Below are 26018 nucleotides of genomic sequence, written 5' to 3' on the forward strand. Positions count from 1 at the left end.
CTAATTTGATTCTGTTTTCTGTTTCGCTTTATCTAAAGCCTCAGCAATCTCAGGCGGCATATATTTTTCATCATGCTTTGCTAATACTTCTTGCGCAATTAAGACATTATCTTGATTCAATTTTCCTTGAGCAACGATCCCCTGACCTTCTCTAAAGAGGTCGGGTAAAATGCCTTTATATTGAATGGTGACTTTATGGGCAAAATCAGTCACTTCAAACTGCACAGCAAGCGTCTGAGAGTCACGCTTTACGCTATTTTCAACGACCATACCACCGACGCGCAACATAACATTGTCTGGCGCTTCGCCTTCTGCTATCTGGCTTGGAGAGTAAAATAAATTAATATTCTGCTGTAAGGCATACAACATTAAACCCACTGCTGCGCCGATTATAACTAAGATGGCGCTGATCGTAATAAGGCGCTTTTTTCGAACTGGATGCATTAACTTTTCTGCTCCCTTAAGTATCTTTGTTTAAGTCGTTTAATCTGATCTTTTTTCGCTTTCATGCTGGAGAAGTAACACCCAAAAAGTAAAACCAGAGAAATGCCATATACAGACCACACAAAGGGTCCATGAGTTCCCATAGATAGAAACTCATTTAATGATTCAAATGCCATTATCTAAAACTTCCTTCTTAACCCAATTCGCTCTGTGCTCTCTCACTAAAACCTCAGCTTGCATTCGCCACATAGCCACTCCAGCAATAAAGCCGTACATACCTAATGTAGATAGCAGCAAGGGTAGCCACATTTCCATTGGCATTGCAGGCTTTGCTGTAATCGTAAAGGTGGCTGGCTGGTGAAGTGTATTCCACCACTCAACAGAATATTTGATGATAGGTAAATTAATTAAGCCTACCACACTGATAACTGCAACGGCTTTATCTGCCAATTGCATATCATCTAAGCTATTTTGAATCGCAATAACACCCATATAGAGCAAAAATAAAATTAAAACTGAGGTTAATCTCGCATCCCAAACCCACCAAGCACCCCAGGTTGGTTTCCCCCAAATAGCACCCGATATCAAAGCTATTAATGCCATTACGGCCCCTAAAGGAGCAACCGCCTTAATAAAAACAGGGGCCATTTTCATCCGCCACACAAGTGAGACAATGCCTGCAACGCCTAATCCTAAATAGCAGGATTGGGCCAAGATTGCAGTGGGAACATGAATATAAATAATTCGAAAACTATTTCCTTGTTGGTAATCAGCAGGGGCGAACCCTAATCCCCACACAACCCCAATAGTCAGTAACAAAACACCTATAAAAAAAGCAAATTTGCTCCATTTATTTGCCCATTGAAAAAACCATTTGGGTGATCCCAGCTTATGAAACCATATCCAATTCATTAATTTACACTCGCTTTTATAGAGACGGCCGCCATAATCGGAGACAAGGTCAAAGTTATTAAAGAGATGGCCGCTAAAATGGCTAGTTGTCCATTATAGGGCTGACCAACTTGTGCTGCTGCAATAGCACCCGTTGAGAAAATAATTACTGGCAAATAAAAAGGTAAAATAATCAACAACATTAGAACAGCACCCCGCCTTAAAGAAACCGTTAATGCTGCCCCTATTGTACCTATTAAAAATAATGCCGGACTACCAATCAGCAGCGTTAGTACTAAAACCCACAATATTTCCCAATTTATAAATAACATTTGCGACAGTATTGGGGTTAAAACAAGGAGTGGAATAATGACTGACACCCACTGAACAAGCAGTTTTAGCAAAACTAGAATAGGCAGATATAAGCCACTCACCACTAATTGCTCAAGAGAGCCATCATTAAAGTCCTCTTTAAACATACCTTCAACCGACATCAATACGGCTAATGCAACAGCACACCAAATAATGCCACCAGCAGCAGGTTGAAGAAATTCTTTAGAAGGACTCACCCCTAAAGGAAATAATGTAATCACTAATAAAAAAAATACGAGCGCATTGACGACGTCTTGTTTACGCCTAAAAACAGCTAAGATTTCTGAATAAAAAAATGAGGAATAAGTCATGATGTTAGCTTAATTTCCTTTATATTTAAGCTGTCATCTAAGGATTGATGGGTCGTTAAAATTATCATCCCTCCCTTATCAAGATGCTGCTTTAACCTTTGCTCTAATACCGCAACGCCTTTCACATCAAGCGCAGTAAAAGGTTCGTCTAATAACCAGACCTTTTTATCTGTTAACCATAATCTTGCGAGCGCAATTCGTCTTTGTTGACCGGCTGAAAGTTGATGAGCTGGCGTATCTAGATAACCACCCAACCCAACCTCTGTCAGAGCCTCTTCGATTGCATCTTTGCTTTTTGTTGGGCAGTACCAACTTAAGTTTTCAGCCGCACTAAACACAGCTTTGATACCTGCATGATGCCCTAAATAAAGAAGCTCTTTTTGCAAGATATCTCTGTGATAGCTGATATCTTCTCCAGCAAACATAATTTTGCCTTCGAGAGGTTGCAGTACTCCTGCAATAATTTTAAGCAAGGTACTTTTGCCAGCGCCATTTTCGCCCATAATTCGCGCTATCTCACCAGCTGACACCTGACATGAAAAGTTGTCACACAGAACTCGATCAGCTCGTTCAATAAATAAACCAGAAATGGATAATTCTAGATTTGGATGCAAAGCTTTACCTAAATCAGCCGATATTATAAAAGTGAGACCTAAAGTGTCTTACACTGAGTGATTGAAATGACATTTTTGAACGCTTTAATTCGTCATTCTACAATCCAAAAGCGGCTTATTATAAAAGAAAGCAATGTAAATAACGACTCTATTGGAACATACGAATGGCCAACCTAATTAACTCAATGACAAATGACAAACTATCCCAATTAAATGGCAATTCAGTTTCTACCAAAGATGTAGGAAAAATTGCCAAACTTGTCAGTGAAATAAAATTAATGGAAGGCTTCCAACCTATTAAGCTGACAGCGAGTCGCGATATATTTATTAATGAAAAACCAGCACAATTGCTTGAAGCGAGAACTCAGAATAACAAAGGATTTTCTCTCATTATGGAGAGCAAAGGCATATCGATTGATGCGATGAAACAAACTGGCTTAGAAGTAGACAGTAAAAACAACCAATTCAAATTGAGTTATTCAGAGGCTCCCGCATCCATTTTAAACACAAGCACTCCCACAAAAAACGCCCTCAACACGAGTAACACTGGGCAATATAACCAAACTCAAGCGACTATTAATAAACATTATACCCAGCAGACAAACCCAACATCGACCAATCAGAGTGTAAATGGGATTAACAAGGCTCAACAGAATAGAATAGAAACTCAAGTACAATTAAACTCTAAAGTTGAGAACCTAACTGTCATTGCAAAAATTTCGAATACGCCTCCTACATCGTTAACACCGAACAACCAGACAATAGAGCCCAAACTAAGTGGACCAATCATTCAACAAGAGAGCTCCATTAAAGCAAAGCCTCTCACGAGCAATCTCAATCAAGCCGACTTATCTGCAAAGTCAGAAAGCCGCCCTAATCAAATGATCACCCCACAAATAAATACTGCTGGCAATTCACCTAGTGAAAACGAAATCAATACAAACACCCAAGCGCTAATCAAGAAAAGTCTTTATCAGACCTCCAGTGTTAAAGATGCATCAGATAAAAATCTGCTTAATACAAATACCGATCAAGTAAGGGTTTCTCAGACTAACAATGCCATAGAGCCCAAAGCTATAGCGCAGCAAGCTAATATCACAACCAAACATCAAGATTCACAAGCAAGTTATCAAAACAGGGCCGTGAACACACCTTTAACAGTGCAGACTGCACCTGAAACTCAGTTCAAACAGAACTCAATTGCCGGCGAGTATAAAGTCAGCATAGATACAAGTGAGTTTATTATTAGCGCAAAGCAACCACTTAAGGTCGGAGATAATATACAAGTAATTAGAGACCTAGAAGGAAAGTTGCAATTACTACCAAATCAGCCTCAAACCAAGAGCAATATTTTAAGCCAAGAATTTGCAAAAAGCCTGCCTCAGCAGCTTAGCAAACCAGAACTAGTCAATTTCATTCAAAGCTTAACAAGTCTGCAGAATGTGAATGGGCTAGATAAAGGAACACAGAAGGTTATTCAGCAGTTATTAAACAGTATTCCAGATTTACAGCAGCTAGAAACACCTGCTGCAATCAAGCAAGCCATCATGAATAGCGGTTTATTTTTAGAGAATAAGCTTTCAACCACACCAACAAACCTCAATCAGGACATCAAAGCTAACCTATTAAGCTTTCAAACTAATGCAAACAATCAAATAAATGAAAAAAATCAGTCGACGCCTTCACTAGATTTGATTGAGCAAAATACAAAACAGTCCATTTCACAAGCCATAGAAAGAATCACCTCAACTCAAATTCGAAACTTATTAGAATTAAATAAAATAGAGGGTATGAACTTACCGCTTATCATTGAGGTGCCTATTCAAGACAAAGGTGAAACATCGATATTTCAGCTTGAAATAGATCAGGATCAACATAATCAAGAAACATCGAAAAACAAACGAAAATGGTTAGCTAAGCTTCTCTTTGATTTCCCTCAAACAGGGAAGTTTGAAGCAAGAGTCAGCGTTGAAGAAAGTAAAGTGGCTGTTATCTTTGCAGCAGAAAACAGCGCTACTGAAAATAAAATACGTAAGCACAGCAATGTTTTAGCAAAACAACTAACAGATAAAGGATTAGAGATCACACAGCTTGATAGTTTTTGTAAACCCATCAAAGAAGCCAAGCAGCTATCAAATCAACCAAACCTTATCGATGTGAGAACCTAATGAATAAAAAAGCGATTGCATTAAACTACGATTTTCATGGAGCCCCTACTATCACTGCAAAAGGGTCGGGATTAATTGCAGAGAGGATTATGCAAGTCGCGGAAGAAAACAACATCATTCTACACAAAAGCCCCGAGTTAGTTGAAGTACTGGGACACTTAGAGCTAGGGGATGAAATTCCAGAGGCACTTTATCTTGCGGTTGCAGAAATCATTGCATTTGCACACTCATTAAAACAATAAAAGGGCCATAAGGCCCTTCTTTTATTCATATCTGTGATTAGCGCTTCGCTTTGATTCTTTAAACAAAAGGTCGATCAATTCGGCCTCGGCTCGAATCAAACCACATTTTGCAACCAGATCATCTACTGTAGCTCCCATCTCAAGAAGCTCCATCGCTCTGTTGTAGGAAACACCTCCTTCCTTAGACAGTATCTCGGACTGCCTTTCAACAGCAATATTCAGCTTTTTCTCAATTGCAACTAAACGTCTTCCCATGCCAATCGAACCAGAGGCCAATACTTGCACTTGTTTTTTTTGATTACTCTCACTTTCCACTTGGAAAGCTAAGGCCTGCTTTAATTTTTTAGAGATTACAAATATCCAAACCGATAAAGCGATAACCAAAATAAAAGACAAGACTAACAGCAGATTAAATAGCCATTGTGATTCCATTTAACACTCATACCCAACTTACATGGAAGAAATATCAGACCATTCTTCTTCAGAAAGTAGTCGATCTAGGTCCACTAAAATTAACAAAGTATCATTTTTATTGCAGACACCTTGTATAAATTTAGACGATTCATCATTACCAACATTTGGCGATGCTTCAATTTCAGACTGACGAAGATAAACCACTTCAGAAACCGCATCAACTAAAATACCGATAACATGACCGTCTACTTCTAAAATCATAATACGAGTAGAGTCCGATATTTCACCGGTCTGAATACCAAACCGCTGACAGGTATCGATAACAGTAACCACACTGCCTCTAAGATTAATAATACCCAAGACAAAAGAAGGTGCGCCAGGTACTGGTGCTATTTCTGAGTAACGAAGAACCTCTTTCACTTGCATGACGTTAACGCCATAGATCTCGTCATCTAATCGAAAGGTTACCCATTGTAAAACTGGATCATCCACTTCCTGTACTGCTCTACCTGTCGTCATACTATTTCTCCAAATTGGAAAGTCTGAATTTCTTATTTGTTTACTTCAGATGAGCCTTAAATCCATTAACAGGGTCATCTAACAATTCAATAAAACCTTGAACATCTAAAATTGCACACATATGATTTATCACAGTGCCAGCAAGCCAAGGACGCTTACTTCTATCCGAGCGCCATTTCACCTCTGATGGCTCTAATGAAATCGCCTCAGCAACATCCTCACAAGCTAAGCCCCAATTAGATCTATCTAGCTGAATCACAAATTTAAACGAATCATGCAATTCACCTTTATAATGATTTGGCATAACCCAACGCGCAGTATCAACCGTTCTTATACGTAAATCATTGACACTTGAAACACCAATAAACCACTCTGGCTGACCAAAGATCTTAGTCACCTTTTCATAATCTGCTTTTTGAATCCCTCCTAACTCCACAAGAGGGACAGCCATTTTCAGGCCACCAACGTTAAATAACAAACATTCAAAACGACTTTGAGCCCAAGGTAAGGGTTTGGTTTTATCTAGCTTAGCAACAAGCTCAACGTCTTCAGCCGTATCTTCTTTATTTACTGAGTCCGGCTTAACCAAAACCTCAGGCTGGGCGACTGATGCATCAGTCGTATTTTGACTAACGCCTTCTTCTCTAGACTCTGATTGAATGCTTAAAGCTGATACAGTATCGCTTAACTCGCTATCTAACTCAGCGTCACCTTGTGCTGACATTTCCTCATTCATGTTTTCCTGAGGTATAGCAGAAGATTTCACTTCTAGCTCACTTTCTTCACTAAGCGGCTGTTCTGATTCGTTTTCTAAAGCCGCTACAGCAAATTCAAAAGCAGCAAATATATCTTCTTCGTTCTCAATCTCTTGTGCGACTAGCTCATCTTGCTTTTGATGTTGCACTGCCTCTTCGGTAGGTACTTCAACTTTCGATTCTTGACCAGAATCATCCTCATTCAATAAGGCAACAAGATCTTCCTGAGGCGGTTCGTCCTCAGAATCAGGAATATTATCAACTTGCAAAGTCGCATCTTGGAGTAACTCATCCAAGTAGCGTTGAACAGCAAGCTGAGGTGCAATTAACACCTCTGCTGATGGTTTATCTTCTTTCATTTAACTCATAGGTTCCAGTAAAGTCGTTACAAGGCTAGTATAAGCCTTAACTCCTCGAGCATTATTATCCAAAGCAGACGGAGCAATACCTGCAGTACTTGCATCCCTTAGTTTAGTATCAATTGGAATAACAGAGTGCCAAACAGCCTCATCATAAGCTTCTTTTAAACTACGTAAACTTTTATTAGACGCTTGTGTTCTGCGATCAAACAAAGTGGGTACAATAAGATAAGGAACAGGCCTTTTCCTAGCTCGGTTGATCATGGTTAACGTTCTCACCATTCTCTCCAGCCCCTTGATCGCCAAAAATTCAGTTTGTACCGGAATAATTAATTGCTGACACGCAGCAAGTGCATTAATCATTAATACACCCAATACCGGAGGACTATCAATTAATACATAATCAAAGTCATCCCAAAGAATAGCGAGCGTTTTAGAAATAACTAACCCCATCCCGCCTTGAGCTTGAGCATGCCTTTCAAGGGTTGCTAACGCAGTAGAGGAAGGCAACAAAGATAAGTTTGGATGCCCAGTTTCTAAAATTAATTCTTTTGGTAATGATTCTTGTATCTTGCCATTACCTAAAAATAAATCATAAGCACTATGTTCGATAGAGTCTGGATCAAAACGGAAATAGCTTGTTAAAGAACCATGTGGATCTAGGTCTATCATTAATACACGATGACCAGCGTCGGCAAGTAAACCCGCCAAGGTTACTACGCTCGTTGTTTTACCTACTCCACCTTTTTGGTTAGCTACTGCCCAAATGTGCACCTTTCATCCCCTACCTAATGCCTATACCGTTATTTTAATTACAGTTTCTCTGATTATATTGCTGAAGTATATAACTATTCAAATAAGTAGTTGTATAGCTTTTCTGCTTCTTGCTTACCAATTTTAAGTGTCACTCGCCGATTTCGAGCTCGAGAAAAGTCATTTGAATTTCTCACTTTTGGTTTTTCACTACTTAACCCTAATACTGCAATAAGCTGAGGGTTAATTCCTCCGTTTACTAACTCATCAACAACAGAAGAGGCCCTTGCACTAGAAAGCTGCCAATTTGAAGTATATTTATTACTCGAAACAGGTAAGTTATCAGTATGCCCTTCCACAACAATAGGGTAACTGTAGCGCTTTAATACTTCAGAAATTGACATCAGAACAGCAACCGCTTCGTTCGTTAATTCAAACTCTCCAGACGAAAACAAGAGACCTGCTTTTAATTCTATTTCTATCCAAAGCTCACTTTCGTTAATCGAAATCAAACCATTTTGCTGATATTCACCTAGGTGAGTCAGGATCATTTGATTTAACTCTTGAACGACCTGTAGCTTTTTATCTACTACTGTTTGTATATTCTGTTGCGGACTGGGACTAGGGTCGCTTCCCCTATCTGGCGTTAACTCTTGAAAAGCTTCATCCTCTGCCTTACCCGTTGTCACTTTACCTATATTGATTGGCTGTACAGATAACTGTACCGCTTGCATTACACCTTCTAAGGTTTCGGTTAATAACTTAGAGTCACCCTGATTTTTCAAAGAAATAGAATACAGCGCAACAAAGAAAGCAAATAACAAGGTGATAAAGTCAGCATAAGATAAGATCCAACGCTGTTTGTTTTGGTTCGTATCGTTACGCAACCCTAAACGTCGACGCTTAGAAATACGCCTTAAACTCGCCTTCTCATTGCTCATATCCACTCAGCTCAATATCAAGTCGATGTGGGTTTTTCCCTGTTGCAATACCATAAACGCCATCCACTACAAGCTGATAATAAAGCGTTTCTTTATCAACATAGTTTGTAAGTTTTTTAGCAATTGGGAAAATAATCAGATTAGCAAACCCTTGACCATATAATGTCGAGACAAAAGCGACAGCGATGCCATGACCTAATGCCTCAGGGCTGTCTAAGTTAGCCATAGCCTGAATAAGACCAAGCACAGAGCCCATAATCCCTAAAGTAGGAGCATAGCCACCTATGGATTCTAAAAAATCTACGCTGGCCATTCTCTTATCTCTAAATCTCATTACTTCATCGTGTAATAATTCAGAAAAGCTTTCAGGGTCAGCACCATCAATCGCCATCTGCAACGCTCGCTCTGAAAAGCTATCATTTAACGAATTAAGCTCAGATTCTAGACTTACAACAGAGTGTCTTCTCGCCTGATTTGCTAACTTATAAATTAGCTCTCTAGCATTACTAAATTCAAATACAGGGGGGAATAGGGCCCAACGCAATAAAGATAAAGAACGGGTCGCTTCGAGAATATTACTTTGAACAAGTGCAGCGCCAAGACTACCGAAAATAACAATAATTGCAGAAGGGAGATTGAAAAGTAGTATCATCTCCCCTCCACCGAGTAGGTTTGATAATACTACTGAGGCAAAAGCTAAAAAAAGACCGGCTAATGTTAATAGATCCATTAACCAACCTCTTTTACAATACGCTCGCCTATTTGTTCCAAATGAATCACATCATCAGATAAATTAGCTTTTTCTACTGCCATTGGCATACCGTAGATAACACAGGTTTCTTCACTTTGTGACCAAACGCGCGAGCCTGTATTTTTCAGCATTCTCGCACCTTCTCTACCATCTACTCCCATACCTGTCATAACAACCGATAAAACACGCCCTGGGTAACACTTAGATGCAGAGCCAAAAGTCACATCAACTGATGGCTTATAATTTAAGCGTTCATCACCATCGAGAATTCTGACACAGCCACCATTTCGAGGGTCGACCATCATTTGCTTACCACCTGGAGCGAGCAAAGCCACTCCAGCTTGGAGCTTATCTCCGTCTTTTGCCTCTTTAACCGTTATCTCACATATTTGATTTAACCTTTCAGCAAATGCCCCTGTAAATGCAGCAGGCATATGTTGAATAAGTACTAAAGGGGCAGATAGGCCTTTAGGTAACTTAGTTAAAACTGTTTGTAATGCCATTGGACCACCTGTTGAGGTACCAATAGCAATAAGACTTACATTTTTACGTTTACGAGGAATAATCACTCCCTGCTCTAAAACAATAGGAGCAGGCGCTGCTTTTTTCTCAGCAGGAGCAACAACCTTTGTTTGCCCCATAAAACGTGTTCGAGCAACAGCTAAAACTCGATCAATTAAAGTCTTCTTAACCACAGTAGAATCACGAGAAATATCTTCAAAGTTTTTAGGCATGAAATCAACAGCACCAGCCTCAAGAGCATCTAATGTTACTCTTGCACCCTCATGCGTTAATGAAGAAAACATTAAAACAGGCGTCGGTCTTAGCTTCATAATATTCGCAACAGCAGCAATACCGTCTAAGACAGGCATTTCATAATCCATTGTTACAACATCAGGTTTTAATGACTGAACCTTATCAACGGCTTCTTGCCCATTCGTAGCTGTACCTATTACTTTTAACCGTGAATCTGCATCAAAAATCTCAACTAGACGTCTTCGAAAAAAACCAGAATCGTCTACCACCAGCACTTTTACTGGCATAAAGCGTCTCCTAAAAATCCAGTTAACCTAGCGAGAAGCATAACTTTTAAGCATGCTAGGAACATCTAAAATTAATGCAATTCGTCCATCGCCAGTAATTGTTGCACCAGCCATTCCAGAAGTACCCTGTAGCATTTTACCTAACGGTTTAATCACGACTTCTTCTTGACCGACTAACTGATCTACAACGAATCCAACTTCATTCATTCCAACTTGGACAACAACTACATGTGCTTCTTCAGGATTCAAATCAGCAGATTGACCTTTAACTAACCAATGTTTCAAATGGAAAATAGGTAATGTTTTGCCTCGAATAACCACAACCTGTTGACCATCAACGATATTAGTCTTTTTAAGGTTTAGATGAAAAATCTCATTCACACTCACAAGAGGGAAAGCAAAAGCTTGATCCTCCAGCATCACCATCAAGGTAGGCATAATCGCAAGAGTTAAAGGCACTTTAATAGAAAAACGAGAACCTTTACCTAATACGGATTTAATATCCAATGTACCATTAAGTTGAGATATTTTAGTTTTTACCACATCCATGCCAACACCGCGGCCTGACACATCTGTAATCTCAACCTTAGTAGAAAATCCTGGCGCAAATATTAAGTTAAAAGCTTCATCATCAGATAAGCGCTCTGCAGCATCAGTATCCATCAGACCTTTTTCTACAGCTTTCATTCTTAATTTATCAGCATCCATACCTGCACCATCATCTTCGATGGATAGCAAAATATGATCACCTTCTTGTTCTGCTGATAAAATTACTTTACCACCACGAGGCTTACCATTAGCCTCACGAACATCCGGCGCCTCAACACCATGGTCTACCGAGTTTCGCACCAAGTGGACTAGCGGATCAGCAAGAGCTTCAACTAGGTTTTTATCTAAATCTGTTTCTTCACCTCTAAGCTCTAGGTTAACTTCTTTCTTTAAACTACGAGCCAAGTCTCGTACAACTCGAGGAAAGCGGCCAAATACTTTTTTGATCGGCTGCATTCGAGTCTTCATTACGGCATTTTGAAGATCCCCCGTTACAACATCTAAGTTTGCAACAGCTTTCCCCATTGACTCATCTTCACTTTGTAAACCTAAGCGAACCAAACGATTTCGAACAAGAACAAGCTCTCCAACCATATTCATAATATCGTCTAAACGCTTGGTATCCACACGCACTGTTGTCTCTTGAACAACGGGGGCATTTGGCTTGTCATCTTTAGGTGCCGATTTAGCTGGTTCCTTAGCAACAACCTCTGCTTTCTTAGGTTTAGGCGCAGCTTTAGGCTTAGGTGCCGCCTTAGGCTTAACATCTTCTTTTGGCTTCGAATCAGCTTTAGGTTTAGCTTTTTCTTCTGTAGGTTCAACTTGTTTCTTTTCAGCACTAAGCGTATCTAATAAAGACTCAAATTCATCTTCTGTTATTAAATCTGAATCTGGGGCTGTGACTTCAGGCGTTTCTTTTTTATCAGTCTTCTTACTTGATTCATCTTCTTTAGAAGATTCCCCTGATTCTTGGCCAGGTGCACCGCTGCCATGTAATTGATTTAATAACTTTTCGAATTCATCTTCAGTAATATCATCCGATGCTGGAGCATCAGGTACTGATGCCTTTTCGTCAGAACTTGCTGATTTAGATTCTGTATCTTTAGAAATTCCAGGTGCGCCATCACCATGCAATTGATCTAAAAGCGCATCAAATTCGCTTTCAGTAATATCATCACTTGTAGGAGCATCACTTTCAGCATTTACTGGAGCGGTCTCTTTTACAGGAGTGTCATCATCACCCAAAGCATTCAAAAGAGATTCGAATTCATCATCAGAGATATCTACATTTTGTTCCTCTGGTTCAGAAACACTTTCTATATGATCTTCTACTTCAGGCTCTTCCTCGACTTCACTAGCTTCTTCTACTAATTCTTCTTGGCTTTGCGCTTCGTCTTCAGAAGCAGGACAAGCATACTTACTTAATGCGGTGATTATTTCAGGATCAGCGGGTTCAGGCTCCCCCCCAGAACGAACAACTTCAAACATTTCATTTACAGCATCAAGAGCCTGTAAAACAACATCCATAAGCTCGGCAGTAACTTCACGCTGACCATTTCTTAAAATATCAAACACGTTTTCTGCATAGTGACAGCAGTTAACTAAAGCATTTAACTGTAAAAAACCTGCTCCACCTTTTACGGTGTGGAATCCCCTAAAAATCGCATTAAGTAAAGCAATATCATTAGGGTTTTGTTCTAAATCAACCAGTTGTTCGGATAGCTGTTCAAGGATTTCACCTGCTTCAACTAAAAAATCCTGTAGGATCTCTTCATCAACTTCGAAACTCATCCTCAGCTCCTCTAGAAACCAAGACTGGATAGCAAGTCATCAACTTCGTCTTGGCTATTCAATACTTCAGGGTTGTTATCGCTATTAATGGCGGGGCCATGACCTTTGGTGTCATCAATTTCTGTTTCTTTATTTTCATGCTCCATTCCAGAAATGTCATCGACACGTCCAGCAACAGCAACAAGATGAACAAGTTTTTCTTCGACATCACGTATAAGCTCTGTGACACGGGTAATAACTTGTCCAGTTAGATCCTGATAACCTTGCTCCAAAAGAATTGCATTCAAATTTGAATGAAGAGTTGTTGCACTTTCATCGGCCGTTTGTAAAAAGACATCAATTCGTTTGTATAGTTCTCGAAATTCTGCAGGTGTTAAATCGCGTTGAATTAACCTCCCCCAGTCTTTTCGTAAGTCTCTTGCTTGGTCTTGTAAATGACTTGCAACAGGTACACTAGAATCCACCATATCCATGGTGGTATTTGCAGCACGGTTAGTCATATCAATGACATAATTCAAACGATCTGTAGCATCAGTAATCTTTGAGGCACCATCCACTTGATCTACAATTTGATCAACTGAATCGACTTTAAAGTCGCGAATGGCATCATGCAGGCTACGAGTTAAATAACCAACTTCATTATAAAAGTTGTTATGTCTAGCCTCACTCAGATCTTGAATTATCTTAATCGCTCCAGCGAAATCGCCAGTTTCAATACGATTAATTAAATCTACCGCACCATCTTTCACCTGAGTCTCAAATTCACCAAGCCGCAACTTAGAACTATCAGACATTCTCAGCCCCTATTTTCCGGCATCAATTCGTTCAAAAATCTTTTCGATTTTTTCCTTTAACGCAACTGCTGTAAATGGCTTAACAACATAACCGTTAACGCCAGCTTGAGCAGCAGAAATAATCTGATCTCGCTTAGCTTCAGCCGTTACCATCAAAACAGGTATTGTCTTTAGTTTTTCATCCGCCCTTACAGAACGAAGCAACTCTATCCCTGTCATACCTGGCATATTCCAGTCAGTTACCAAAAAGTCGATGGTTCCTGATTGCAATATAGGTAATGCCGTAGTTCCATCATCAGCTTCAACTGTATTGGTAAATCCCAAATCCCTTAGTAAGTTTTTGATGATACGCCTCATTGTTGAGAAATCATCAACGATTAGGATCTTCATGTTTTTATCCAATGCAACCTCCATACCCCAAAGGTAGTCTATCAAAGCTCATATTTAATCTCGCCAATCACTTAATCTAGCTTTCAGACGCATAGCCGCTTGACTATGTATCTGGCTCACTCGCGACTCACTAACACCTAACACAGAACCAATTTCTTTAAGATTGAGCTCATCATTGTAATACAAGGATAAAACCAACTTTTCACGTTCTGGTAAAGAATCTATTTCTTGCGCCAATTGCGTTTGAAAACCTAAGTCCTCAACAAAAGAGTAAGGCGCACTATCCTCTTCACTATCTGTTTCAATATTTAAGCCTTCTGAGTCTAGTAACTCTTCAAAGCTAAATAATTGAGTAGACATACTCGATTGCAACATCTCGTGATATTCATTCAAACTAATATCCATTGCTTGAGATATTTCTAAATCACTTGCCTCACGACCAAGCTTAGCTTCCAATTCCTTAATTGCACTAGCAATTGCTCGGCCATTACGTCTAACCGATCTTGGAGCCCAATCACTTTTTCGAACTTCATCCATGATAGAACCACGAATTCTGATCCCGGCATAAGTTTCGAAGCTAGCACCTTTGGTTGACTCAAAACGCTTAAACGCTTCAATCAACCCCATCATTCCAGCTTGAATCAAATCATCCAGTTCAACACTGCTTGGTAACCTCGCAAGCAGATGATAGGCAATTTTTTTAACCAAAAAACCGTATTCATCAATAATCTGATCTACTGATGGTGCTGGTTTTTGATTATAGGCATTTAGACCTGTTCTGGACTGCATAATCAAAGATGAACATAACCTTATATTTGTTAAACCAATACTCTTGAAATAACTGTACTATATTGTTCTATAACTTACTGGTTGAAATAACATAAAGTTACTAACTACCGTATTTCAATGAGCTGTATATATGACTGTATTGCTCTGCAGTATAGACTGCACGACTGATAATATTGTGTGCTCTAGCGGGTTGGATATCATCAGGGATTCGCTGGCCATCTGCTATATACACTACAGGTAACCGCTCTTCTATAACGACACTGACCGCCTCACCTAAAGAAGCCGACTCATCAAGTTTACTTAACACACATCCATCAAGTTGCACTTGAGCATACACATCAACAACTGTTTTTAACACTTGTCTTTGGCTTGTGCAGGGTAAAACCAAAAGTTTCTTTAAACTTGAATGAGCTCTTTTCATCATTAATAGCTGACGTTCTAGGTTTCTATCTCTTGGATTCATACCCGCGGTATCAACTAAAACCAAAGAGAAGTTAGAATATTTATCCAGAACTTCATTTAAATCAGAGTATTCATTCACCACAACCACAGGCACATTCAAAATACGGCCAAAGGTCCTCAGCTGTTCATGGGCGGCAATCCTATAAGTATCAGTGGTTACCAGGACAACACTATCAGAACCGTGTTTAAGCACATGTTGAGCAGCTATTTTGCCAATGGTTGTTGTTTTACCGACACCTGTTGGACCCATAAACGCATAACAACCATGCATTTCAGCCCCTTGCTTTTTAACAGGAATATGTTCAGCCAGATGTGACAAAACACGATTCCAGTCATCCTCTCTTCCTTGTAGATCAACATCATCCAAAATACCGGAAACTATACTTGATGATAATCCAAGAGAGGTCAATCTCTCTTTTACTTTAGCTTGTGCAGGGTCAAGATCATTTTTCTTGATATCGCTTAATTTACGCTGTTGTTCAAGAAGCTCTTTAACCTTTTGTAACTCAGCTTCCATTTCTTTTAGCTGAGAATTCTCTTTAATTTGTAAATTTTCGGTAGGTAGAGAGACATCTTCAGGCAGTTTAATAGACAAAGACTCTTCAATAATGGGGTCTTCATCCATAATGGATACATATTTATTAGCGGGAACACGAGACATCTGATCTAGATCAGATTGAGTAGGCTTTACTTGCTCAGGCTGTTTAGCCTGCTCAATTCTCTCTTGATAACTTTGCTGAGGTGCAGTTTTTGCAGCGACAGGTGCTTCAGGCTTAGGTTGCGTTGCATAATTAGAAGGCATACTCCCGTCATAATCTAAAGCGGCAACGATTTCAATCTCACCGTTTGCAAGACGTTGATTTGACAGAATTACGGCATCAGGACCTACAGCGTCGCGTACTTTGCGAATCGCTTGGCGCATATCTGGTGCTCGAAACCGCCTTACTTGCATTAAAGTCCTATCCTTTAAAGTTAATTTCTCTTACAAATCCATAGCTTACCCGAAAGAATTTGATAAATATAGGATGATATTAGGGCAAGTACAGCAATTTTACTGACCAATAACGCCAACAACGGTAATTCGCTTGTGATCTGGCACCTCTTGATAGGATAAAACAGCCATATTAATACCACCATATCGCATAAATCTAGCCAACATTGGTCTAATTGGGGCTGAAACAATCAAAATTGGCGTATTACCATTACTCTCTTGTTGCTCTGAAGATTGACGTAAGGAGTTTTGTAACTGTTCCGCCATGGAAGGCTCTAGAATGAGAGCTTCTTCATTTTTCACACCGGCTTGCTGACTTTGCTGCACTGTTTGCATTAACATTTTCTCAAGTTCTGGGTCTAATGTTAATACAGGAATTTCATCCACACCTTCAGCCAGAGTCTGGACAATTAGACGAGACAAGGAAGCCCTAACTGCTGCGGTTAACACCATTGGGTCTTGAGACTTAGGCACAACCCCCATAACAGCCTCAGCAATTGTCCTCATATCTCTTAAAGGAACACCCTCGACCAATAAGTTTTGCAATACTTTAAGCAAAACACTGACTGGCACTGTATTTGGCACTAATTCTTCAGCCAATTTAGGGTTATGCTGTTTCAATAACTCTAATAGCTGTTGAACCTCATCATGCCCTATCAATTCATGAGCATGTTTATGCATAATCTGGTTAATATGCGTAGCAACCACTGTACTTACGTCTACAACGGTATAACCATATGTTTGTGCTTGATCTCGTTTTTTTGGATCTATCCATACTGCATCTAAACCAAAAGAAGGGTCCTTATCAGGAATTCCATCAAGCTTACCAAACACTTGACCTGGATCTATCGCAAGCTCCTTATCAGAGTGCACCTCAGCATCAGCCAAGCTTACCCCCATTAAAGTAACACGATAAGCATTTGGTAAAAGATCTAGGTTATCTCGAATATGAACACTTGGCACAAGAAAGCCTAAATCCTGTGATAATTTGCGACGTACTCCTTTAATTCTTGCAAGGAGCTCACCGCCTTGAGATTTATCAACCAACGGAATCAAACGATAGCCAACTTCCAACCCTAAAATATCTACAGGCGCAACGTCATCCCAACTGAGATCCTTAGTTTCCGGCGTTTGAGGTGCATCATCAGAGGTCGCTGAACGCGTCTTTGTTTTCGCTTGGCTTTTCTGCTTTTCACGATATTCAAAGAAGTATGCTAAGCCAGCCATCAAAGCAGCAAGAGATAAGAAGGAAAAGTGCGGCATACCAGGCACAATCCCCATGATTCCCATCACAGCTGCTGCAACATACAAGGCCTTTGAGCTAGAGAACATCTGGCGAACAACTTGGCTCCCCATATCACCAGATTCATTAACTCGAGTAACCATTATGGCAGCAGAGGTTGAAAGCATCAGAGATGGTATTTGAGCAACCAAACCATCACCTATCGTTAATAACGAATATTTTGTAATAGCATCATTAAAAGTCAAACCATGCTGTGCCATACCGATTGTAAAGCCACCAATGATATTAATAGCTAAAATCATTAAACCAGCAACAGCATCACCTTTTACAAATTTACTAGCACCATCCATAGAACCATAAAACTCAGCTTCTGAAGCGATTTCTGCTCGTCTAGACTTAGCCTCATCTGGATTAATCATACCGGCATTTAAGTCAGCATCTATCGCCATTTGCTTACCTGGCATAGCGTCTAATGTAAAGCGAGCACTTACTTCAGATATTCGACCAGCACCTTTTGTGATTACAGCAAAGTTAATAATCATTAAGATGGCGAAGACAACAAAACCAACAACATAGTTGCCGCCTACTACGACTTCACCAAATGCTTCGATCACTTTACCAGCGGCGTCCCCCCCTTCATGTCCATATAAAAGAACAACTCGAGTTGAAGCAACATTAAGTGCTAAACGTAATAAAGTAGCAACCAAAAGAACGGTAGGGAAAACAGCAAAATCTAAAGGACGAAGCGAGTAAATAGAAACAAGGAGAACAACAATCGCCAAGGCAATATTAAAGGTAAATAGAACGTCGAGTAAAAAAGCAGGAATTGGCAATATCATCATCGCCAATAGGGATAACAGCAGGAAAGGAACCCCTAGATTTCCACTAGCAATTCCCTTGGCTTGGCCAAATACCTGTTGACGATCAAACTTCAATATAAAATCCTAAAAAAATAATACCTTAAGGTATTTTAGCGACAAAAAATAACAAACAGATTAAAACTCACCATCCCAATGATACTCTTGGGGAATATCAACATCAGGAATTTTATCTGGTGCCTTAGCGCCAAACAAGCGAGACTGCTTTAATTGATACACATAAGCTAAAATTTGCGCCACAGATTGAAATAAACCTGTCGGAATTTCTTCACCTATTTCCGTGTAATGATAAATCGAACGAGCAAGCGCTGGTGATTGTACCACAGGGATATTATGGAAAGTCCCTATTTCACGTATTTTCAAAGCCACGAAATCATTACCCTTTGCTAAAAGCTTTGGCGCACCTTTCACACCTGCCTCATATTTAAGAGCAACAGAAAAGTGGGTCGGGTTAGTAATGATCACATCGGCATTTGGCACATCTTCCATCATACGCCGCATAGATGCTTGGCGCTGAGCTTGTCTTATTCTTGCTTTGATTTGCGGATCACCTTCCGCATTTTTATATTCATCCTTTGTTTCTTGCTTAGTCATTTTCAATTTATCTTTGTGCGACCACGCTTGGTACGGCACATCCACAGCAGCAATAAGCAATACCGCCAAAGAAACATAGATAAATGCCCAAATCACAACATTAATAGCATGCCCTAACGCCAACTCTAATGACTGAAAAGGAACTAATAGCATTTCAGGCAAATATATCTTCAGCACAAAAAAAGCCACAACCAAAACCAAAGACACTTTTGCAATTGACTTAAGCAGCTCAACAAGAGAATTAACGGAGAACATCCGTTTAATACCAGAAATGGGGTTCATTTTACTTAATTTAGGAATAAGAGGTTCCCAAGAAAAGTTAAAACCACCCAACGCAACACTGCCAACAATACCTGCAATAGCAAGCACTATCATCATGACCAACAAGGAATCCATCATAGAGATAGATGAGTCAGATAAATGAATGACCATTTTTGCGGTGTCAAACATATCAGCTCTACTCAAAACAAAGTTGAACTGAAAAACATTAGACATATCTTGTGCCAAGAGCGAGCCGGTTGCATATAAGCTTGCAGCAGCTATCAGAAGGAGCAACGCTGAACTAAGGTCTTTCGATCTAGGTAAATTACCTTTATTTCGGGCCTCGTCCAGCTTCTTACTACTGGCGTCCTCCGTCTTTTCAGCGCCATCTTCGTTCTCAGCCATCTAGCCGCAACCCCCACTTATCTTTCATCCAGTCAGTTAACTCAGTAAAGAAGAGTCGATAAATATCTAAAAAGTCTTCCAGCATTATCCAAAAAAAGAACAAAGAAAAAAGCATTATTACAGGAAAACCAAGCGCAAAAATATTTAATTGTGGCGACGCCTTTGCGACGACCCCAAAGGACAAGTTCATAACAAGCACCGCGATTGCAAGAGGCAAGACCATCAACAATGCCTTCTCAAACATCCAGCCACCTAATAGGACTATGTCATAATAATATTCAGAATTAAATCCTTCCCCTATAGGCCAATAGTCAAAGCTCTCCACAAGATACTCAAACATAACATGATGACCATCAGTTAATAAAAAAGCCAACCCAACCATAGTTAAGTAATATTGCCCCAATGTTGCGACAGAAATACCATTAGCAGGATCATTTGACATTGCAAAGCCTAAACCTGCTTTCATCGCAGCTAACTGGCCAGCCAAAGAAAAAACTTGAAATAAAACACTGACAACAAATCCCAGCACGATTCCTATAATTATCTGCTCAGCAATTAGCAAAACAAAATAAGGTGAAACAGGATCATAGCTAGGAACGGGCACTGATGGGGTGACAATAATCGCAATAACAAATGCAAAAGCAATTCGAATACGCGTACTCACTAGTTGAGTACCAAATAAAGGCAAGGCCAATAAAAAAGCCCCAATCCGAAAAAAAGGCAACAAGAAACTAACGGTTAGCCCTAGAAGCTCATCCGGATAAATTTGTAGCATCAGCCAATAATCAATGGAATATCAATAAGGAGTTGAGTGGTAAAATCCACCAGCTTTTGTAGCAACCAAGGTCCTAAATAGATAATAACGAGAATGGTAACAATTAGGCGAGGAAGAAAGGTTAAAGTTTGTTCGTTAATTTGTGTTGCAGCCTGAAATACACTCACAATAAGACCAACAATAAGACTCGGAACCATGACAGCGCCAACCATAATAACGATCAGTAAAAAAGCTTGTCCAAATAAATCTAATACAACCTGCGGATCCACGTCAGACTCCAAAGCTTGCTGCAAGCGTTCCCATTATCATAGCCCAGCCATCTACCATCACAAATAACATAATTTTAAATGGTAATGAAATAATAATTGGCGAGAGCATCATCATACCCATTGCCATTAAGACACTTGCCACAACCATATCCAAAACTAAAAAAGGGATAAAAATCATAAACCCAATTTGAAAGGCTGTTTTTAGTTCACTTGCAACAAAAGCAGGCATTAAAATGGTAAAAGGCAAGGTTTCTAATGACTCTATTTGCCCCTCTTTTCCAGCCAACTTTACAAACAAGGCAATATCACTCTCTCTTGTTTGTGCCAGCATAAAATCCCTAATTGGAACCGACGCCTTTTCAATCGCTTGAATTGAGGTTATCTCTTCCTCTAAATAAGGCTGTAACGCAACCGCATTAATTTTATCTAAGGTCGGCGTCATAATAAATAAGGTAAGAAACAGGGCCATCCCTACCATAATTTGATTCGATGGTGTTTGCTGCAAACCAATTGCCTGCCTTAAAATTGCAAGCACAACGACTATCCTTGTAAAAGCAGTCATCATAGTTAGAGCAGCAGGCAACAGAGTCAGCGCTGTCATGATGAAAAGGATTTGCAAAGACACACTATAATCTTGCGTACCATCATCATTGGTCGTTACCGTAAGAGCAGGCAAACCGACTTCAGCTGACACTTGACTAGATAGAAATAGAGATAAAAGTACAAACAAGCCAGTTAAAACACTAGTCATTTACTCTTATCCTTAGACTCATCACCTTTAGTGGAATTTTGACTATCCATATAATCGGCAAAATCAACTTGTTTATCAGATAATGTTTTTATTAATGAAATTGATTGCCCAGTCACTCCAAGCAAAAGCTTTTGCTGCTCAACCTCAATAACAACTAACTTTTCTTTTGCCCCAAGGGCCTGAACATTGACGATTTGAATAGGTGTATTACCAAACCTATTTTGCATTTTTTGTATTTTTTTCATCGCCATAAGCGATAAGGGGATTAGCGCAATAACAAAAGCAAGGGAGAGAAGCATCTTCCAAATTGAAGATGCAGACATTAAATCGTCAATACCTGATGCTAAGGCTTGATTCGACAAAACAAACAAGAGAGCCAGAAAAGGCAAAAAAATTTTACTCACTTAATACGCTTAATTCGTTCACTCGGACTCACAACATCCGTCAAACGAATTCCGTATTTATCATTCACAACAACAACCTCACCATGAGCAATCAAAGTACCGTTAACCAACACATCAAGTGGTTCACCAGCATAACGATCCAACTCAACAACAGAACCCTGAGTTAGTTGAAGTAAATTACGAATAGCAATAGAGGTACTACCAAGCTCCATAGATAAAGTCACGGGGATATCCATGATTAAATCCATACCAGCTGGGGCATCTGGCGCACCAAGCGAAGGTGTCAATTCCTCTAACTCTACAGGTTTGGCATCCTGCTCAGACATGGCCGCAGCCCATTCATCCTCAACACCATCATCACCGGTTTCACCGGCCTCTGCCATGGCTTCAGCCCATTCATCGGCTAGCCCTTCATCCATTCCGGCTTGATCTGGAGATTCTTCAGACATCTATCTTATCTCGTTACTTTGGCAATTTATAATTTTCGACAACTTGTACCGAATACTTCTCATTACTTACCCCTAATTTACCTTTTATAGTTGGTAAACCATTGGCTCTTACTGTGATAAATTCCGGAATGTCTACTGGAATAATATCACCCGCTTTAAATTTGAGTACATCTTGAAGCGGCACATCAACGTGGGCAACAGCAGCTGATAACTCAACATTAAGCTCCTTAACATCTTGCTGCAAGGATTTTCCCCAACGATCGTCCTTTTCATCTACATCACTTTGTACACCCGCATCCAACAACTCTCGAACAGGTTCGATCATCGAATAAGGTAAAGTAATATGTAATTCACCGCCACCACCGTCAAGCTCAATATGGAAAGTCGATACCACAACCACTTCACTTGGACTAACAATATTAGCCATTGCAGGGTTTACTTCTGAACCAATGTAATCCAGCTCCACACTTAATACTGGTGCCCATGCCTCAGTCAAATCAACAAACACCTGTTCAAGCATCAATTGAACAATTCTTATCTCAGTAGGTGTAAACTCACGACCCTCAATTTTAGCATGACGGCCATCTCCACCAAAAAAGTTATCTACTAGTTTAAAAACTAGCTTTGCATCTAAAATGAATAAAGCTGTACTTCTTAAAGGGCGAAATTTAACTAAATTCAAACTGGTAGGAACATAAAGCGTATGAACATACTCACCAAACTTCATAATCTGTAAGCCACCAGATGAAACATCTGCAGTACGTCGCAACAAATTAAACAAGCTTATTCTGGTATAACGGGCAAACCTTTCGTTTATCATCTCGAGCGTAGGCATCCGGCCACGGACAATACGCTCCTGACTGGTGATGTCATAGGAGGCAACGCCACCTTCACCAACATCATCGTCCTCTTCTGGCTTTTCATCGGCGCCATGTAAGAGGGCATCAATCTCGTCTTGTGATAATAAATCTTGAGCAGACATATACTTCTACTGCATTACAAAGTTAGTAAATAAAATATCTTCAACACCACCAGCACCTGTTTCTTCACTCAAGATAGTATTGATAGATTCAACTGCTGCAGCCTTTAAAGCCATTTTGCCTTCAGTTGATTGAAGTTCATTAAAAACCTGACTTGAAAAGAGTAAAACCAAACTATTTCTAATCAAAGGCATATGGATTTTAATCGCATCCACTTGCCCTTGATCACGGGACTTTACTGTCAGGTTTAATTGTAAATATCTTTGTTTTCCAGCAACAATAAAATCAACAACAAAAGCAGGGTCCAGTTTTAGATAGATAGCAGGCCCAGTTGTCGCAACGCTTACTTCCTGACTCACCTCTTCTGAGGCTGATGCATCAGCAGTTTCACTATCATCACCGCTTAACAAAAAGAAAGCAGCTCCGCCACCGATAGCTAACACAAGCACTGCAGCAACTATGATAATAATCAGTTTCGACTTACCACCTTTCGCACCTTCTTCAGCGCTTACATCTAAATCATCATCAGCCATGCTTTACCCTTAAAATTTCATCAAAAAATCTTGTATTTTCAATTTGATAGAAAGATAAATACAAGCTTATTAAAACTAACGCCATTCTACTAGGTTTTAACACTAGTACCACAGCTTTTAGTTAATCTTGGCACATCAAGCATAAAAATCGACTTTCGATTGAGATACTCTTCCCTCTTTCGGAAGTGGCTCCATTGCAATATCTTCTAATTCTTCATCTTGCTGAGCAAATTGTCCTTCAGCACCTTCATCAAACTGCTGAGAACCTGAGCCTTGCTGAGAGACATTAACATCAACCTCAGCAAGCTCAACTCCTTGTTGCGCCATCATTTCACGCAACCTCTGCACTTGACCCTCTAGCAAATCCTTTACCTGAGTATTTGCAGCAACAAAACTGACACTCGCCACATCAGAATCAAGCGAAACTTTAACGGTCAAACTCCCCAACTCAGGTGGATCTAAATGAATTTCAGCCTGTTGAAGTCCCTGTCGATTCATCCATATGAGTTTATCACCCATTTCAGACGACCAATTCGGGTGGTTAGGCGGTACCTGCATCGTTAAATTTGTTTGATTGTTATTGGTATTAACAGCAGCACCTAATCTAACATCACTCGCTCCAACTGACTGCACCGACTGCTGCCCAGAAGTTAACTGAGTATCTCCTAACCCTGTTCTAATACCAGTATTTGAATCTAATTGACGCAGCACTTCTAAATCTGGTTTTGTATTCAAAGATGCATTCCCATCTACCTCTAATAAAGAGGCATTTTTTCCGGCCTCATCTGAAGAGGCGAGCAAGCCTGACTCCACACCTAAACCTAATGATAACGGCGCAGTTTGTTTTAGAGTTTGATCTACATTGAGTCCTGCCAAGGGTTGACTCTGAGAGGCACTAAGCTGCGGCTTTACCGTATCCGCTAACAGACTTTTTTCATTGATCGACTTAGTGTCGCCCATCTGCTGCATAATCCAATCAAGGTCTGCACTTTCTTCAACACTTTCCACTAAAGGTGTGACAGCCTGAGCCACCTCTTTATTTAAGTTTTGCACCTCTACCAAAGGTGTCGTGGCTTTACTCTTTGTTTGTAAATTAGTCCCTGCACCTATCATTGCCAAGCCAGCAGTTACAGCTAGCGCATCTGTTTTGTCAGCTGGTGAAGTTAATTCACCATTCGCAGCATGCTTCAAATTTTCAACTAAAGGCTCTGAACCATTACTTAACCCAGAACTAACAACACTAGAATTTTGAGTCGAGGTTGAATTTAAAGGGCTTTGGTTCGTTTTAATTTCAGTGTTAAGTTGAGCTAACTTCTGTTGCGAAATTTGCTGCCCTATAACCTCACCCTCTGCAGCACTAGCTTCATTTGAAGCAACAATAGAAGCTATAGTTGCGCCTGATATAAGCGAAGTATCCAAATAAGAACCTTCATTTTCACTGGCAAGTTTCGCCCCCTCTTCATGCAAAACTTTGCCACTTACACCTGATAAAGCGCCTAGATTTTGACCCGGCTCCGCAGCTTCAAGCGCGGCAGTTTGTCCTTGAGTTCCCCCTTTAGAATCAACAACAGCACCCGCACCCACAACACTAGCCGAAGCAGGCAAGACAGTTTTGTCGAGGTTTGTATCTTCTTCAGCTAAACCACCTTCTTGAGTAAGATTAGACATGCCTTCACTCATCGCAGAGGACGCTAATTTTGCATTTTCATCGATGCCATCCATCTGATTGACAGATAAAGCAGCACCATCAACTTCCTCCCCTTCAGCAATTGAGCCAATCACTTGCAGGTCAAGGCTATTATCTGATGCCTTGTCAGCATTAGCCTCTAGGTTCGCCTTCTCACTAGAAACTTCTCCGACAGCAGTTATAGCTTTATCATCTATCGAGCTATCTTCTATCGAGCTATCATTTAAAGGTACATCAGAAGAAGTTTTTTCATTTTGGGAGGGTTTAGACTCAACAACAAGATCTTCATTTACTTTTTGAAAAACTGCATCGAAAGAACTTTCTTCAGAAGTAGAATCACCTGTCTCTGAGCTGCTAGCAATTTGAGAGCCACTAGAAGAGCCAGACATACTGGCATTTGTCTTGGGTGTAGAAATGGGTAAATTGGCATTCGCTAACATATAGTC

General features: G+C 40.1%; 29 protein-coding genes. 2 read left to right on the forward strand and 27 right to left on the reverse strand.

Translation table 11 applies throughout. The annotated features are described in order from the left end of the window. From ccmE to ccmA, 5 genes are read right to left on the reverse strand one after another with little or no spacing between them, the layout of a single operon-like run. Positions 1–444 (reverse strand): cytochrome c maturation protein CcmE, encoded by a 444-nt coding sequence (ccmE, locus tag MED121_RS19115; protein ID WP_009835414.1) that lies wholly within the window; start codon positions 442–444, stop codon positions 1–3. Beyond that, positions 444–620, reverse strand: a complete 177-nt coding sequence (gene ccmD, locus MED121_RS24130; RefSeq protein ID WP_009835415.1) for a heme exporter protein CcmD — start codon at positions 618–620, stop codon at positions 444–446. The genes ccmE and ccmD overlap by 1 nt, the downstream gene beginning before the upstream one ends. Continuing rightward, the gene (locus MED121_RS19120; protein WP_009835416.1) at positions 610–1356 is read right to left on the reverse strand and encodes a heme ABC transporter permease; all 747 of its coding nucleotides are present in this window, start codon (positions 1354–1356) and stop codon (positions 610–612) included. Before MED121_RS19120 ends, ccmD begins: the two co-directional genes overlap by 11 nt. Beyond that, positions 1356–2018: a heme exporter protein CcmB gene (ccmB, locus tag MED121_RS19125; protein ID WP_009835417.1), complete on the reverse strand. Its 663-nt coding sequence runs from the start codon at positions 2016–2018 to the stop codon at positions 1356–1358. The genes MED121_RS19120 and ccmB overlap by 1 nt, the downstream gene beginning before the upstream one ends. Beyond that, positions 2015–2632: a cytochrome c biogenesis heme-transporting ATPase CcmA gene (ccmA, locus tag MED121_RS19130; RefSeq protein ID WP_036181237.1), complete on the reverse strand. Its 618-nt coding sequence runs from the start codon at positions 2630–2632 to the stop codon at positions 2015–2017. Before ccmA ends, ccmB begins: the two co-directional genes overlap by 4 nt. 164 nt (positions 2633–2796) lie before the next feature. On the opposite strand from ccmA, the gene MED121_RS19135 reads away from it, so the two are divergent. Both MED121_RS19135 and MED121_RS19140 read left to right on the forward strand, forming a co-directional pair. Beyond that, positions 2797–4800 (forward strand): flagellar hook-length control protein FliK, encoded by a 2004-nt coding sequence (locus tag MED121_RS19135; protein ID WP_009835419.1) that lies wholly within the window; start codon positions 2797–2799, stop codon positions 4798–4800. After that, entirely contained in the window at positions 4800–5042 is a 243-nt protein-coding gene (locus tag MED121_RS19140; protein ID WP_009835420.1) for an EscU/YscU/HrcU family type III secretion system export apparatus switch protein, read from the forward strand. The genes MED121_RS19135 and MED121_RS19140 overlap by 1 nt, the downstream gene beginning before the upstream one ends. Before the next feature lie 21 nt (positions 5043–5063). Here MED121_RS19140 and MED121_RS19145 read toward each other — a convergent pair whose 3' ends face one another. From MED121_RS19145 to MED121_RS19250, 22 genes are all read right to left on the reverse strand, one after another. Then, positions 5064–5474, reverse strand: coding sequence for a DUF2802 domain-containing protein (locus MED121_RS19145; RefSeq protein WP_009835421.1), 411 nt, complete (start codon positions 5472–5474; stop codon positions 5064–5066). Positions 5475–5492: 18 nt separating this feature from the next. After that, positions 5493–5975: a chemotaxis protein CheW gene (locus MED121_RS19150; RefSeq protein ID WP_009835422.1), complete on the reverse strand. Its 483-nt coding sequence runs from the start codon at positions 5973–5975 to the stop codon at positions 5493–5495. 40 nt (positions 5976–6015) lie between these two features. Then, a complete protein-coding gene (locus MED121_RS24135) occupies positions 6016–7089 on the reverse strand; it encodes a chemotaxis protein CheW (protein WP_009835423.1) in 1074 nt (357 codons plus the stop codon). Continuing rightward, the gene (locus MED121_RS19160) at positions 7090–7863 is read right to left on the reverse strand and encodes a ParA family protein (protein ID WP_009835424.1); all 774 of its coding nucleotides are present in this window, start codon (positions 7861–7863) and stop codon (positions 7090–7092) included. A gap of 74 nt (positions 7864–7937) precedes the next feature. Beyond that, positions 7938–8783 (reverse strand): OmpA family protein, encoded by an 846-nt coding sequence (locus MED121_RS19165; protein ID WP_009835425.1) that lies wholly within the window; start codon positions 8781–8783, stop codon positions 7938–7940. Then, the gene (locus MED121_RS19170) at positions 8773–9513 is read right to left on the reverse strand and encodes a flagellar motor protein (RefSeq protein ID WP_009835426.1); all 741 of its coding nucleotides are present in this window, start codon (positions 9511–9513) and stop codon (positions 8773–8775) included. Before MED121_RS19170 ends, MED121_RS19165 begins: the two co-directional genes overlap by 11 nt. After that, complete coding sequence (locus tag MED121_RS19175) at positions 9513–10577, reverse strand: chemotaxis response regulator protein-glutamate methylesterase (RefSeq protein ID WP_009835427.1); 1065 nt, start codon at positions 10575–10577, stop codon at positions 9513–9515. Before MED121_RS19175 ends, MED121_RS19170 begins: the two co-directional genes overlap by 1 nt. 27 nt (positions 10578–10604) lie before the next feature. After that, entirely contained in the window at positions 10605–12917 is a 2313-nt protein-coding gene (locus MED121_RS19180) for a chemotaxis protein CheA (protein ID WP_009835428.1), read from the reverse strand. An 11-nt stretch (positions 12918–12928) separates the two neighbouring features. After that, a complete protein-coding gene (locus tag MED121_RS19185) occupies positions 12929–13711 on the reverse strand; it encodes a protein phosphatase CheZ (RefSeq protein ID WP_009835429.1) in 783 nt (260 codons plus the stop codon). Positions 13712–13720: 9 nt separating this feature from the next. Then, on the reverse strand, positions 13721–14113 hold the full coding sequence (gene cheY, locus MED121_RS19190; protein WP_009835430.1) for a chemotaxis response regulator CheY: 393 nt from the start codon (positions 14111–14113) through the stop codon (positions 13721–13723). 42 nt (positions 14114–14155) lie between these two features. Next, positions 14156–14890, reverse strand: a complete 735-nt coding sequence (locus MED121_RS19195; protein WP_009835431.1) for an RNA polymerase sigma factor FliA — start codon at positions 14888–14890, stop codon at positions 14156–14158. 100 nt (positions 14891–14990) lie between these two features. Next, on the reverse strand, positions 14991–16304 hold the full coding sequence (gene flhF / locus MED121_RS19200) for a flagellar biosynthesis protein FlhF (RefSeq protein ID WP_036181240.1): 1314 nt from the start codon (positions 16302–16304) through the stop codon (positions 14991–14993). A gap of 99 nt (positions 16305–16403) precedes the next feature. Next, positions 16404–18521 (reverse strand): flagellar biosynthesis protein FlhA, encoded by a 2118-nt coding sequence (gene flhA, locus MED121_RS19205; RefSeq protein ID WP_009835433.1) that lies wholly within the window; start codon positions 18519–18521, stop codon positions 16404–16406. A gap of 60 nt (positions 18522–18581) precedes the next feature. Further along, positions 18582–19724, reverse strand: a complete 1143-nt coding sequence (flhB, locus tag MED121_RS19210; protein WP_009835434.1) for a flagellar biosynthesis protein FlhB — start codon at positions 19722–19724, stop codon at positions 18582–18584. Next, positions 19717–20499, reverse strand: coding sequence for a flagellar biosynthetic protein FliR (gene fliR, locus MED121_RS19215; RefSeq protein ID WP_009835435.1), 783 nt, complete (start codon positions 20497–20499; stop codon positions 19717–19719). The genes flhB and fliR overlap by 8 nt, the downstream gene beginning before the upstream one ends. After that, positions 20499–20768 carry a flagellar biosynthesis protein FliQ gene (gene fliQ / locus MED121_RS19220; protein WP_036181242.1) on the reverse strand — a complete coding sequence of 90 codons (270 nt, stop codon included), beginning with the start codon at positions 20766–20768 and terminating at the stop codon, positions 20499–20501. Before fliQ ends, fliR begins: the two co-directional genes overlap by 1 nt. Before the next feature lies 1 nt (position 20769). Beyond that, positions 20770–21519 carry a flagellar type III secretion system pore protein FliP gene (fliP, locus tag MED121_RS19225; RefSeq protein WP_009835437.1) on the reverse strand — a complete coding sequence of 250 codons (750 nt, stop codon included), beginning with the start codon at positions 21517–21519 and terminating at the stop codon, positions 20770–20772. Beyond that, positions 21516–21923, reverse strand: coding sequence for a flagellar biosynthetic protein FliO (gene fliO, locus MED121_RS19230; RefSeq protein ID WP_009835438.1), 408 nt, complete (start codon positions 21921–21923; stop codon positions 21516–21518). Before fliO ends, fliP begins: the two co-directional genes overlap by 4 nt. Next, entirely contained in the window at positions 21920–22372 is a 453-nt protein-coding gene (fliN, locus tag MED121_RS19235; protein ID WP_009835439.1) for a flagellar motor switch protein FliN, read from the reverse strand. Before fliN ends, fliO begins: the two co-directional genes overlap by 4 nt. Positions 22373–22385: 13 nt before the next feature. Then, positions 22386–23354 (reverse strand): flagellar motor switch protein FliM, encoded by a 969-nt coding sequence (fliM, locus tag MED121_RS19240; RefSeq protein WP_009835440.1) that lies wholly within the window; start codon positions 23352–23354, stop codon positions 22386–22388. A 6-nt stretch (positions 23355–23360) separates the two neighbouring features. Then, positions 23361–23885, reverse strand: a complete 525-nt coding sequence (locus tag MED121_RS19245) for a flagellar basal body-associated FliL family protein (RefSeq protein WP_009835441.1) — start codon at positions 23883–23885, stop codon at positions 23361–23363. A 135-nt stretch (positions 23886–24020) separates the two neighbouring features. Continuing rightward, entirely contained in the window at positions 24021–26012 is a 1992-nt protein-coding gene (locus MED121_RS19250; RefSeq protein WP_009835442.1) for a flagellar hook-length control protein FliK, read from the reverse strand. Positions 26013–26018: the final 6 nt, after the last annotated feature.

This window comes from Marinomonas sp. MED121 (assembly GCF_000153025.1).
Classification (GTDB): Bacteria; Pseudomonadota; Gammaproteobacteria; order Pseudomonadales; family Marinomonadaceae; genus Marinomonas.